Origin of the sequence: Proteus sp. G2674 (genome assembly GCF_009915195.1) — a bacterium.
GTDB classification, from domain to species: Bacteria; Pseudomonadota; Gammaproteobacteria; order Enterobacterales; family Enterobacteriaceae; genus Proteus; species Proteus mirabilis.
On the sequence record NZ_JAABLS010000020.1, the window covers coordinates 53,584 to 66,710 of the forward strand.

At 35.3% G+C, this 13,127-nt stretch carries 14 protein-coding genes and 1 riboswitch; of the genes, 6 read left to right on the top strand and 8 right to left on the bottom strand.

Features of this window, described 5'->3' with window-relative positions:
• Positions 1-59: 59 nt before the first annotated feature.
• Positions 60-1,529 carry an alanine/glycine:cation symporter family protein gene (locus GWI58_RS09835; protein WP_004243466.1) on the bottom strand — a complete coding sequence of 490 codons (1,470 nt, stop codon included), beginning with the start codon at positions 1,527-1,529 and terminating at the stop codon, positions 60-62.
• 1,356 nt (positions 1,530-2,885) lie between these two features.
• Between GWI58_RS09835 and GWI58_RS09840 the strand changes: the two genes are divergently transcribed.
• Entirely contained in the window at positions 2,886-3,110 is a 225-nt protein-coding gene (locus GWI58_RS09840) for a DNA polymerase III subunit theta (protein WP_004243467.1), read from the top strand.
• 115 nt (positions 3,111-3,225) lie between these two features.
• Here GWI58_RS09840 and yebF read toward each other — a convergent pair whose 3' ends face one another.
• Positions 3,226-3,621, bottom strand: a complete 396-nt coding sequence (yebF, locus tag GWI58_RS09845; RefSeq protein ID WP_012368045.1) for a protein YebF — start codon at positions 3,619-3,621, stop codon at positions 3,226-3,228.
• A gap of 97 nt (positions 3,622-3,718) precedes the next feature.
• Positions 3,719-3,901 carry a YoaH family protein gene (locus GWI58_RS09850; RefSeq protein ID WP_004243469.1) on the bottom strand — a complete coding sequence of 61 codons (183 nt, stop codon included), beginning with the start codon at positions 3,899-3,901 and terminating at the stop codon, positions 3,719-3,721.
• 79 nt (positions 3,902-3,980) lie between these two features.
• Here GWI58_RS09850 and pabB point away from each other — a divergent pair, with 79 nt between their 5' ends.
• The 4 genes from pabB (at position 3,981) to mntP (ending at position 8,741) form a co-directional block, all read left to right on the top strand.
• Complete coding sequence (gene pabB, locus GWI58_RS09855; RefSeq protein ID WP_442958944.1) at positions 3,981-5,408, top strand: aminodeoxychorismate synthase component 1; 1,428 nt, start codon at positions 3,981-3,983, stop codon at positions 5,406-5,408.
• Positions 5,395-5,955, top strand: a complete 561-nt coding sequence (locus GWI58_RS09860) for a CoA pyrophosphatase (RefSeq protein ID WP_004243472.1) — start codon at positions 5,395-5,397, stop codon at positions 5,953-5,955. The genes pabB and GWI58_RS09860 overlap by 14 nt, the downstream gene beginning before the upstream one ends.
• 185 nt (positions 5,956-6,140) lie before the next feature.
• The gene (locus GWI58_RS09865; RefSeq protein WP_004248310.1) at positions 6,141-7,502 is read left to right on the top strand and encodes an L-serine ammonia-lyase; all 1,362 of its coding nucleotides are present in this window, start codon (positions 6,141-6,143) and stop codon (positions 7,500-7,502) included.
• 455 nt (positions 7,503-7,957) lie between these two features.
• Positions 7,958-8,096, top strand: a riboswitch (yybP-ykoY riboswitch).
• 60 nt (positions 8,097-8,156) lie between these two features.
• Positions 8,157-8,741 carry a manganese efflux pump MntP gene (mntP, locus tag GWI58_RS09870; RefSeq protein ID WP_004248311.1) on the top strand — a complete coding sequence of 195 codons (585 nt, stop codon included), beginning with the start codon at positions 8,157-8,159 and terminating at the stop codon, positions 8,739-8,741.
• Between the two features lie 53 nt (positions 8,742-8,794).
• On the opposite strand, the gene rlmA is transcribed toward mntP, so the two are convergent.
• Both rlmA and psiE read right to left on the bottom strand, forming a co-directional pair.
• Entirely contained in the window at positions 8,795-9,607 is an 813-nt protein-coding gene (rlmA, locus tag GWI58_RS09875; RefSeq protein ID WP_161769134.1) for a 23S rRNA (guanine(745)-N(1))-methyltransferase, read from the bottom strand.
• Positions 9,608-9,727: 120 nt separating this feature from the next.
• Positions 9,728-10,141: a phosphate-starvation-inducible protein PsiE gene (psiE, locus tag GWI58_RS09880; RefSeq protein ID WP_004248313.1), complete on the bottom strand. Its 414-nt coding sequence runs from the start codon at positions 10,139-10,141 to the stop codon at positions 9,728-9,730.
• 241 nt (positions 10,142-10,382) lie between these two features.
• On the opposite strand from psiE, the gene GWI58_RS09885 reads away from it, so the two are divergent.
• Positions 10,383-10,826 carry a universal stress protein gene (locus GWI58_RS09885; protein WP_004243477.1) on the top strand — a complete coding sequence of 148 codons (444 nt, stop codon included), beginning with the start codon at positions 10,383-10,385 and terminating at the stop codon, positions 10,824-10,826.
• A gap of 108 nt (positions 10,827-10,934) precedes the next feature.
• Here GWI58_RS09885 and GWI58_RS09890 read toward each other — a convergent pair whose 3' ends face one another.
• The 3 genes from GWI58_RS09890 to GWI58_RS09900 all read right to left on the bottom strand — a co-directional run.
• Positions 10,935-11,753 (bottom strand): MBL fold metallo-hydrolase, encoded by an 819-nt coding sequence (locus GWI58_RS09890; protein ID WP_017827497.1) that lies wholly within the window; start codon positions 11,751-11,753, stop codon positions 10,935-10,937.
• A 130-nt stretch (positions 11,754-11,883) separates the two neighbouring features.
• Positions 11,884-12,318 (bottom strand): universal stress protein, encoded by a 435-nt coding sequence (locus GWI58_RS09895; protein WP_124725192.1) that lies wholly within the window; start codon positions 12,316-12,318, stop codon positions 11,884-11,886.
• Positions 12,319-12,627: 309 nt separating this feature from the next.
• On the bottom strand, positions 12,628-13,127 hold a 500-nt coding region (locus GWI58_RS09900; protein ID WP_161769135.1), incomplete at its 5' end, for an amino acid permease.

Below are 13,127 nucleotides of genomic sequence, written 5' to 3' on the forward strand. Positions count from 1 at the left end.
TGGGTTTTTTATTTTGGTTTTTTTTTAATAATTTTTTAATGAATACCGTACTTGCTCAATTATTGCCTCACCTTTTCACAGCGGACTAACGGCTCATTAGGTAAAGGCTCTTTATCCCAAATACCTTGCTCAATATCATTTTGTAATTCAGGGTATTGGCGAATATTGAAAGTGGGTAATACACCAGCTTGTCGCTGTTGGTTATAATCTTTAATTAACTTCAAAGCGACGCCTGAAAGTAAAATAATGGCAATTAAGTTAGTGACAGCCATTAATCCCATCGAGAGATCAGCCATTTTCCACACTAACGGCATTTCAGCCAAAGCGCCAAACATCACCATCGCCAGTACGGCTGATCTGAGTAAGAATAGCCCTGTCATATGATTGCGGCCTAAAAAAATCATATTACTTTCAGCATAGGCATAATTTGCAATAATCGATGTAAAGGCAAAGAAAAAAATCGCAACAGCAATAAAAGTACTCCCCCAACCACCGACAGTTGACGATAATGCTAGCTGGGTTAACTGAATACCATTAATACCATCTTGATAATTATCTAACACACCTGAAGATAAAATAATCACTGCAGTCGCACTACAAATCACCAAGGTATCCATAAATACCCCTAACATCTGAATATAGCCTTGCGATGCTGGATGAGGTGGGTAAGGTGTTGCAGAAGCGGCGGCATTAGGTGCAGATCCCATACCTGCTTCATTAGAAAATAGGCCGCGTTGAATACCTTGGGTCATCGCTTGACTAATACCATAGCCAATTGCCCCTGCTGCGGCTTCCTGTAAACCAAATGCGCTTTTAAAAATTAGCATAAACACTTCAGGTAAACGTTCAAAATGATCTGCAACAACCCAAAATGCTAATAATAAATAGGCGATAGCCATAATGGGTACAACCAGCTCGGCAACACGCGCAATCCAACGTAGACCGCCAAAAATAATAAAGCCGCTCATCACCACCAGTCCAATACCAACATATAATGGATCGAAATTAAATGCTGATGCAGCAGCTTGTGCTATTGAGTTAGCTTGTACCGCATTAAAAACAAGTCCGAAGGCAATGATGAGGAAAATGGCGAATAATACGCCCATCCAACGCATATTGAGGCCTTTTGTCATATAATAAGCAGGGCCACCGCGATAGTTACCTTCATCATCTTTAGTTTTATACAACTGTGCTAATGTACTTTCTATTAAGGAAGTCGCCATACCTATAATTGCAACTACCCACATCCAAAAAATGGCCCCAGGGCCACCTGCGGTCAGCGCAATTGCTACACCGGTTAAGTTACCTGTTCCAACACGTGCAGCTAAACTGGTACATAAAGCTTGGAATGAAGAGATACCTGATTTATCTGACTTATGACTATTTTTTAAAATAGAAAACATATGACCAAAATGGCGGATTTGAATAAATCCTGTTCGAATAGTGAAATAAATACCCACACCAAGGAGTAAGTAAATAAGTACATATCCCCATAAAATGTTATTTGCAAAGTTAATTAGCCCTGTCAAATTAATCCCCTTATGTAATAACGTATATAACCTATCCTTACATCGCTATTGAAATAAAAAACAGATAAACACCTATAATTGAACCAATAAATGGCTTATGTATGTCTTTATCTCATATCAAAAATGATTGTCTAAAAAGCGACTTAAATGTAACACAAGATTATACGATATGTATATTTTTTGTTTATTTTTTTATTATTTAATCATTCTATTTAATTATCTTATTAACTAGAAACTTTAGCATAACAAAATAAAAAACCTATAAATATCATTTAGATAAATAATTAAAACATTCTATATTATAGAATAAAATAAATTTACTGATCTACAAAATATTGTTAATTGATTATTTAACAACATGCTAAAAGATGAAAAAAACACCAATAAGAATTGATTGCCAAATATACATTTTCCATTTTAAAGTGAGATTTAAATCAAATAAGTGGATTTATTAATTAAATATTCTCTTAGTAGTAATGCTAATAAGAATTTGAAAAGCGCATTATAAGAAATGCATAGTGAAAAAATAATATAACTTTAACGAACGGAATTATTATTTTTTAACAAAATATTAATAACTTTACTTTAGGGACAGGACTATTACGAACTCTATTAATAAAAAATGTTTTAAAGTACTCCGTTTTTCTTCTCTATCTTCTTTATTTTTACTTAAATTTTATTTTACTTATTTCCATTTTCTGCTTATTTATTAGCGCCTTTTCCCTTTTGTTTCCATAACAATTTAATGTTGATTATTTTTTGATTAATAAAAAAATCAATATTCACGTAAATTTACTTATTAACCATTTAGTTAATTTTATTTATAATACATTTTTCCCTGGTGTTGTATTATTTTTTGCCCTGTTTCCCCAACAGGGCTTTTTTTTATCCTTATTTTTCATTCTGTTAGTGATTACTCAATCGTTTTTATAAAAATTAACTTAAAAAATAAAACATAAAATAGACAATATTAACATTTTATTAAAATTTAATTATTACTTTATCTATAATGTAAAAATAATTGATATAAATAAAATTGATTTAGATCAAATATAAAACTCGTCAAAATTGGTTACTAACTCAGGGAAACATTAAAAAAACTAATTTTAAATATAATTAATTCAATATAATAAACATGTTACCTTGGCTAGCTAAAAAATGTACCAGTAGAATAATTTATTTAAAGACAATATTATTTACTACTAATAACTATTAGTAATAAAGTTTTTTATCCATTATCTATACAATCGCTTTCTATTTCTTTTTTTTAAATTTTTTAAAATAATTTCTTTTAGTTACTTGCATTACTCATCGCTCTCTTTTACTTTACTCTCATATAACAAGGGAGAAAGTACGATGGGTTATAACCTTGCTGAACTTACACAAGAAGAAAAAGATAAAATTAATGTCAACCTAGCCGCTTCAGGGGTTGCCTTTAAAGAGCGTTATAATATGCCAGTAGTGGCTGATGCGATAGCAAGAGAGCAACCTCAAGCTTTACAAAGCTATTTTCAAGAAAGAGTGACCTTTTATCGAGCACGAAGCCAACACTATTCTCGCTTACCTTTTGAGTCGAAATAAATACCGTGCTCAGTATTAAAAAAAGAGATAAACATTTACGTTTATCTCTTTTTTATTTTCAAGTAATGATATAAAAATGGGCGAAAAATCGCTATTTTTTATCAGTTAAATGATACTATTTACTTGATATATAGGTGATTTTATTCTCATCACAATTAACTTCAACATTGTAACGTAGATCGGTACGAGCACCTCTTACATCCAAGATAACATGATAGCTATTATCTCTTTTGATAACATCGTTCGCATTAATATTCGCCACAGGTTTTGGTCCTAGCGCTTTTTTATCATCCTGCCAGCGAGGTAATCGATTGAGTAAATAATCATTTTTCACTCTAGTGGCAAGTTGTTCTTTATCAAGATTAACACAACTAGCAAAAGGGGCTGAGCGCACAACATTATTATCATTATTTACATTTGTGACACTTTCTGCAGAGGCTCCAAAAGAAACCGCAAGAAAAAAACCTGCACCAAGTATCCCTGTTTGACCAACTAATTTGCTTAATTTCATAATAACCTCCCGAAAATATCCCTTAAAGCAGGACGAGTTTCTATTAAGCATAGCATAAGCAAAACAGGGTATTTGTGACATTTGTTAAAAAAATGTTTTAATCATTGTCATCGTCAAACACAATAGAGACTGATTCACGAGTCGTGTGTTTTTCTCTTAATTCTTGAGCGACCAATTGGATCGCCTCACCACTACTCATACCTTCGGACATCAGATGTTGAATTTTTTCTACTGCTTTTTGTTGTTCTTCATGTGTTAATGTAGGCATTCCTAGAAACATAATGTTACTCTTATCTTAATCGATTTCTATGTTGGTCTTTACAATAATGCAATCACTGAACTAATGATTGATAGTGTAAATGATACAGAATACTTGTTTAAATGGTCATAAAATGGATATGCAATTACAGCAACGTGAATTAACTTATACCCCTGATTTAGCATTACGGGTATTTGCACCTATCGCCTCTTTGTCTTGGTCTAGTTTACTGCATTCAGGTTTTGCCGAACATCACCATAATCGTTTTGATATTGTTGTATCCGATCCTGCTATTACCTTAGAAACACGCAAACAAATTACCACTATTAAAGAGAAAACCGGTCGAGTCAAACGCTCTAAAAAAGATCCCTTTACGCTTATCCAAACAGCATTAGACGCTTTTAATTTTCATCCAGTCAGTGATGAAACGCTTCCTTTTCTAGGTGGCGCATTAGGTATATGGAGTTACGATTTAGGTCGTCGCATTGAAATATTACCAGAATTAGCAAAAAATGAACTTAATTTCGCTGATATGGCTATCGGTATTTATGATTGGGCACTAATTGTTGACCATCAACTGAAAAAAGCCACATTAATAAGCTACCAAGATATTGACGCACGTCTCCAATGGCTAGCAAAGCACGCTGATAATAACACAATAGAAAAAAAAGAACCTTTTGTCTTAACTTCTCCATGGCAATCAAACATGAGTAGTGATGAATACAATGAAAAAATTGCTAAAATTCATCAATACTTACTTTCAGGGGATTGCTATCAAGTCAATTTAGCGCAACGTTTTTGTGCTAATTATAGCGGTGATGAATGGAATGCATTTTTAACACTAAATCAAGCGAATAAAGCGCCATTTTCTGCTTTTATGCATTTACCTCACCATTTTGTTATGAGTATTTCTCCGGAACGTTTTATTCATTTAAGTGATCATAAAATTGAAACACGTCCAATAAAGGGTACCCTTCCCCGTAAAGCGCATCCCGATGAAGATGATGAACAAGCGCAATTGCTGGCAAATTCTCGTAAAGATCGTGCTGAAAACTTAATGATTGTCGATTTAATGCGCAATGATATTAGTAAAGTTGCCACAACAGGATCAGTCAAAGTACCTGAATTATTCGTTGTTGAACGCTTTCCCGCCGTACACCACTTAGTCAGCACCATTACCGCTGAACTTCCAGAAAATTTAAACGCAACTGACTTATTACGTGCGGCCTTCCCCGGTGGCTCCATTACTGGCGCACCTAAAATTAGAGCAATGGAGATTATCGAAGAACTAGAGCCACATCGTCGCCATGGATATTGTGGTGCCATTGGCTATATTAGTTTTTGTGGTACGATGGATACTAATATCTCAATTAGAACTCTACTGACGGAAAAAAATAAAATTTACTGTTGGGCGGGGGGTGGAATTGTCGCTGATAGCGTTGCCGAACAAGAGTACCAAGAAACCTTTGATAAACTTGGTCAAATATTAACTGTTTTAAGTGAAGTTTCTCCCGATGACACTTATTGATACCTTTATCAATCGCTTTCAACTTACTTTACCCGAGCCGGTAAATCAGCCTATTGATGCTAAAAAATCGGCAGCGGTTTTACTGCCGATTATCAATAAGCCTAATCCAACGATCCTCTTAACAGAGCGCGCATCAACGTTGCGCTCTCATGCCGGACAAGTTGCGCTCCCCGGAGGGAAACGCGATCCACAAGATAAAAGCCTCATTGAAACTGCATTACGTGAAGCCCATGAAGAGGTCGATATTCCGCCCAGTATGGTTTCTGTGATCGGCCAATTAGCCCCATTACGCAGTTCAGAAGGTTATTTAGTAACCCCCATTGTCGGGGTGATCCCCCCCAATTTATCTTTACGGCATAATCCCACAGAAGTCGCTTCTGTCTTTGAAATGCCATTAAGTTATGTACTCAATACTCAGCGCTATTTACCGTTAGATTTTCGTCGTGCCGGTAAAATGCATCGCATCTATTTTTACCCTTATGAAGGGCATTTGGTGTGGGGACTAACCGCAGCTATTTTACATAACCTCGCGTTGCATATTACTTAATTTATTATTTTATTATCCAACGCTATCTTTTTATCGTCACCACTACAACTGTACTTAGCTATTTTAAAAAAATGTTGTAAACTAGACTATTAACGGGACGATATAATCGTAAAAACGCTCCCCTTACTATAAATAACTATATTTTTATTATTTTTTTAACCCTCACTCTTATTAAGGAGTCTGACGTGATTAGCGTTTTCGACATGTTTAAAGTGGGCATTGGGCCATCTAGCTCTCACACCGTAGGCCCCATGAAAGCGGGGAAAGAATTTGTCGATGATTTAGTCAGCCAGGATCTGATTGCGTCTGTCACTCGCGTAGCTGTTGATGTATACGGCTCATTGTCATTGACAGGCAAAGGTCACCACACTGATATCGCAATTATTATGGGCTTAGCAGGTAATGCACCCGCTACTGTCGATATTGACAGCATTCCCGGTTTTATTCGTGAAGTTGAAGAAACTGGCCGTTTACCATTAGCAAATGGATTAAAAGTTGTCGATTTTCCAGCTGAAAGTATGCATTTTAGCAATGATAATCTTTCATTACATGAAAATGGCATGACAATTCATGCTTTTGCAGGTGACAAAGAAATTTATCGTAAAACCTACTACTCTATTGGTGGTGGATTTATTGTTGATGAAGAAAACTTCGGCAAATCTGTGCTTGACAGCCAACCTGTTTCTTATCCGTATGCAAGCGCTGAAGAGTTATTAAAACATTGTAAAGAAACCGGATTATCAATCTCTAGCTTAATGATGAAAAATGAGCTAGATCTTCATACTCAAGCCGAAATTAGTGCCTATTTTGCTGATGTTTATAAAACCATGCAAGAGTGTATCGAGCATGGTTTAAATACCGAAGGCGTATTACCGGGACCACTTCGTGTTCCTCGTCGTGCTGCGTCACTAAATCGTTTATTAACTTCCAGTAATAGCCTGTCTAACGATCCGATGAAAGTCGTTGATCTTATCAATATGTTTGCACTGGCAGTGAATGAAGAAAATGCCGCAGGTGGACGAGTGGTCACCGCACCAACGAATGGTGCATGTGGTATTGTTCCAGCTGTATTGGCTTATTACGATCGCTGTATTGAAAAGGTCACGCCTGAAATTTATACCCGTTATTTCTTAGCCTCAGGGGCGATTGGTATTCTTTACAAAATGAATGCTTCTATTTCTGGCGCTGAAGTGGGTTGCCAAGGCGAAGTGGGCGTTGCTTGCTCAATGGCTGCCGCAGGACTTGCTGAATTACTCGGTGCTAGCCCTGAACAAGTCTGTGTTGCTGCTGAAATCGGTATGGAGCATAACTTAGGTTTAACTTGCGATCCTGTTGCAGGACAAGTACAAGTTCCTTGTATTGAACGCAATGCAATTGCCTCTGTTAAAGCGGTAAATGCTGCTCGTATGGCATTACGTCGTACCAGTGAACCACGAGTTTCACTTGATAAAGTGATTGAAACCATGTACGAAACAGGTAAAGACATGAACGCAAAATATCGCGAAACCTCTCGTGGTGGATTAGCTATAAAAGTTCAATGTGACTAATTAGCCTGATTTTATTTCTAAAGTCCATTTATAATAAATGGACTTTTTTATTTAAATAATAGTTAAACCGATTAAAAATAATAACCCTATAAATAACACCTATATTATTTATCTATAAATTACTTCTCTATTTTAAAATGTCAGTTAATAACTATATACCTACCAAATATAGGTTTATTTAACTTTCATTTAATTTATTCTCATTTTTATAACTTATAATTTATGTGTGTATTAATTTTTTATTTTATCTAAAAAATAAGATAAAAATAAATAAACACATTGTTTATTATATGGTTAATATTTCATCATATTGAATTTTATCATTTTTTTAACATGATAATAATATAAAAAATATATTTTCAAACGAAAAAATAATAATGATAATTATTATCAATATCATCTTTTAAATATATGAAATAATATGTTGCCTTTCATAAATAATATGATATCTTCTGCATCAAGTCATTGGGGAGTAGCCTGTCTTAAAATAAATCTCATTATTTTAAGAAGTCTGTATCAACATACTCGCTTATTTTTATTTAGCGTGGTACAGACGCCATTATTTGGTTGGCAAGACCATAGACACATAATTGTACTTCTTTGGTTGGGGGTCAATTGTGTGTATATGGAAACACCCCAACCGAGGCTATTGTTATGAGTTTTTACGCCACAATTATTCTCGCCCTTGCTCTTTCTATGGACGCATTTGCCGTCGCTGTCTGTAAAGGCGCCACCTTACATAAACCTCATTTTCGTGAAGCCCTCCGCACCGGTTTTATCTTTGGTATTATTGAAGCAAGCACCCCGATTATTGGTTGGGCATTAGGTTTATATACCAGTCAATATATTATTCAGTGGGATCACTGGGTCGCCTTTGGTTTATTGGTTATCTTAGGTGGACGAATGATTTATCAGAGTTTAAAGCGTGGTGATGATTGCATTTGTGAAGAGGCTCCTCAACGTCACGGTTCACTCTCTTTAATTGCGACAGGTATTGCCACCAGCCTTGATGCGATGGCAATTGGTGTCGGCTTAGCCTTTCTACAAGTCGATATTGTCCATACCGCGATGACCATCGGTATGATGACCATGATTATGGCAACACTGGGTATGCTGATCGGTCGCTATATTGGCCCTGTGCTTGGCAAAAAAGCTGAAATTATCGGGGGTATGGTGTTGATTGCTATCGGCTTTAATATTCTTTTTGAACATCTTGATCTGTTTATGTACGCACATTAAGTCGCCATAATATGAAAAAGCTTAGGTATGAACACAACCTAAGCTTTTTTATTCTAAACACGTTGATAAACACGAATTAGAAAATCAGTTTCACAAGCAAATTGCGCTGTTTTATCTAATGTCTCTTTTACCTCTTCACTCGCACGCCAAGCAAAAGGCGTCATTTGTAATAAATCAACCGCTTGTTTACCTGTTAACGCCATATTATAAGCAACTTGATGCTGTGCTATTTGCTTGAACCCAGCAAATATCTCATCTTTTAGTGGATGAAGATGCACTGTTGAATAAATCAACGCTTTGAGTTGATAAAGATGACGTGGTGCGGGTGTCACCGTAATAATATATCCATCTTGAGCAATAACTCGTGTTAATTCGCCGGCATTGCAAGGGGCATAAATACGTACCACTGCATCTAATGACGCATCACAAAAAGGCAGACGTTGGCTGGACGCAACACAAAATTGAATAGGAGCATAGCGTTTTGCTGCATATTTAATGGCAACCTTCGCCACATCTAAGCCATAGACTTGTGGATTTTTTGACTTTAGTTGTTGATATATCTGATAGGTATAATACCCTTCTCCACAACCAATATCTAACACCTGAGGATTATCTTTCGGTAAATATTCAGCCACTAATTGAGCCACTTTGTCTCGCATTGGTTGATAAAAGCCCGCATCTAAAAAATCACGCCGAGCACTAATCATCTCTGCACTATCCCCCGGCTCTTTAGAACGTTTAAATTGTACCGGGAGTAAATTAACATACCCCTCTTTAGCGCAATCAAATTGATGGTGATTGTCACAAACCCAACTATGGGCTTTAAGAGCAAGTGGCTGGGAGCAAAGTGGACATTGATAAGACATAATATTTTTACATATTCCAAAATAAAATTGGGAGAGATAATAACATATCTCCCCCAATCATGCGGAAAACCTTAATGCACAGAGACCATTTCAATGCATTGTTGACATATTGTTATTCGGTTAGCTTCGTTTTAATTTTTCGGTATTTGCAATAAATAACGCGATAACGAGCAATAAAATGGCACCGGACTGAATCAAAGTATCTACCGAGTCTTTATGTTCAACAATAATCAGACGCACAATAGCTGTAATACCTATATAAATAAAATACCTTAAAGGGAAATGACCACCGGATAAAAAATATTTTACAATCAATGCGATAAACTCAAAATAAAGGAAGTAGATCAAAATTCCTTCTAATAACTGATAAGAAGATTCTTCAGCAGCTAAGTTAAATAATAAAGAGGCGATAACATAAGTTTCTTTGATCAAAAAACTGACTAATACGATGGCTAGAATAAGTAATCCGCAATTCAGCACCCATTGTAATATTGTTGCAATACATTTTAATAATTCTTCGCTTGATTTTCTCATAGCTTTATAACCTAAGGTTATCATTTATTGATAACAAATAATGATAGTAAACTACCTGTCGTTAACTTGGCACAAGTTTAATAGAACAATCTTTTTTCCACACCTATTTTTTATCTTTTAGGGCTAAAAACCCCAAAATAATGGCGCCATAATCGCAATATTCATCTTTAAATTTCAGCTTAGCCACTAAATTACCTATACTACTCGAGTGAAAAGGTTAATTTTTTACAGAAGGTAAATTATGGCTAAAACAATACTGGTAGCAATTGACTTATTAGAAGATGATAGAATTCACCGTATGGTTAAAGATATTCAATTTCTAGCAAGAAAAGCTGATCACTATTTTCATTTTGTCACAGTCATGCCTAATTTACGCTCTCTTGAAGCTTATGGGCTTGATTGTGATAGCCCTTCAGTTATAGAGAAAAAACATCAAGCCGTTATTTTGTTAACTGAAAAACTAGCACACTGTGTTCAACAACAATTCCAATTACCTAAAGAGCAGTACCAATGCCATGCCCTTATAGGGACACCAAATTATAATATTCTCGAACTCGCCAATAAGATGGATGTAGATACTATTGTCATTGGCTCTAGCTCTCGTAATAGACATAATATATTGCTTGGCTCTACTGCAGATTATATTGTTAACAACACCAATTGTTCTGTTTTAGTGATCCGTTGATAATTGACGATACATTGTTAATAAAAAATGCTAGGATTAAAATCAAAAACCTTTTTTTAATCCCACACTAAAATCAACCATCCCATTTTTGATTAACATATTGATGTATCATTTAAAAAATAATCTTTGCCCTGTATTAAAATCTTTGGCATTAAGATAGCTACGGCCAAGCGCACCGGTACAATGGCAACCATAAACCTCAACATGGTGACCTATTGCTTTTTTCGCTCTTTTTAACGCCGCCAGTGAGGCACAGCGAAGATGTAGCCCTCCGACAATAGCTTGGATCTTGTCATTTCCCGTTATTTTTTTCGCATGGCGAATAATTGCATCAATACCAGAATGGCTACATCCCGTGATAATCACCAGTCCTTGCTGACCTTGCCAAATTAGAAAACTATCATCAAGTACATAATCATCCGTTTCGCTACTTTCACTGACAATAACGCCATAACGTTTATGTATTTGACGCTCTGTCACTTGGCCAGAATAGATAAATCTTTTATCGATAGCTTTAGGTGTCGCTGTTAACTGAAATGAAAACTGCTGTTCTAGCTGCTGTCGGTTAAAAAATGGAGTAAGGCGCTTAAATTTAATAGACTGGCGCCCCATAAAAAGTGCTGAATAACGTACTGAAAATAAATCAGGATGGGCAATAATATGTGGCTTAGTAATAAAGAAATCCTCATTTAAATGAGTTAATCCACCAAAATGATCATAGTGCCCATGGGAAATAACAATTGTCGTTAATGACGTCAAATCAATCGCCATTTTTTTAGCATTATTGATAAAAGTGAGATCTTTACCAGTATCAAATAAAATTTTACTTTCGCTTTCAGTGTCTTCTAATAGCAGTGAAAGGCCAGGATAATGGCTAAGAGCGGGATCGCTTGTCTTATTTTCTAGTAGTGCCGTAATAGTAAGCATAATTTTTAATTATTATCTTATAGGGGATAATGCATGATAATTAAAAATAGCTAGAGTGCCAAATTAAAAAAGCAGTTGATAAGACGCCATCAACCGCTTAATGGTATTACTATATAAAATAAAGAGTCGGCTATCTTGCTACCATCACTGAACGTTTCGCATAACGGGTAATATCTGCCGCTGTTGAGCCTAAATGATAGCTGTCTGCTTCAGGATTATGTGAGCTAACAACAATTAAATCAGCATTAACCTGATCGGCTATCTGCAATATGCCATCCCGTGGTTTACCAATACAGATATGCGTTTCAATACGATCTTCCGGTAAATCAAATCGAGCAATAATTTTTTTTAACTCTTTTTCTGCTGATTTTTTTAAACATACTTGGTCAAGTTGATCGCCATTCATCACTAAGCGATAATAAGAAGATTGTGGCAACTTTGGTAAAACATACAAAAAATGGACATAGGGATCTTCTCTTTTGGCAATGTTCTCCACTAATGTAATGGCTTTATTTAGTAAGTTATCTTCATCGATATCAATGGGAACCAAAATATTTTTATACATATCGCCTCCTATTATTTTTTAATTGTAGGATAGTCTATTTTGAAAAAAATACCGGATATAGTTAACATATTTAGGAAATACATTAATAATAGACAGATATGATTATATAAAAATATATTTTTTCTTAATTAAACTATAATTTGAGCTAGCAACATTTATTTTAATATAACAATTATTTTTAATTAAAAAATCGAGTAATAAATTATATATTTACACTACTCAAACCAACAGTTTGGATTAAATAAAAGCAAAAGCCCTATCACAAAAGATAGGGCTACATCTATTTAATCAACACATAACGAAAACAGGTTAACTTTTTATTTGTGCTTTTTGTTTACGCTTTTTCACAAAGTGATACCCTATCCCTAAAGCAATAAACCAAATTGGCGTTACCATCAGTGCTTGACGGGTATCATGTTCAAATGCCAATAACACGACCATAAACACAAAAAATGCTAAGCATAGCCATGACATCACGATCCCTAATGGCATTTTATAAATAGATTGTTGATGTAATTGAGGACGTTTCTTACGATATGCTAAGTAACAGCATAAGATCATACTCCAAATAAACATAAATAATAACGCAGAGACCGTTGTTACTAGCGTAAATACTCGCATCACATCTGGAATAAAATAAATTAGCACAATACCGCAAGATAAACAGAGACTCGTAAAGAGTAAACCATTGGCAGGTACTGAACGTTTTGATAGCTGGCTAAACTGTTTTGGTGCCTCCCCCTCTTTCGATAAACCAAATAGCATACGACTGGTTGAGAAGATACCACTATTTGCTGAAGAGGCGGCTG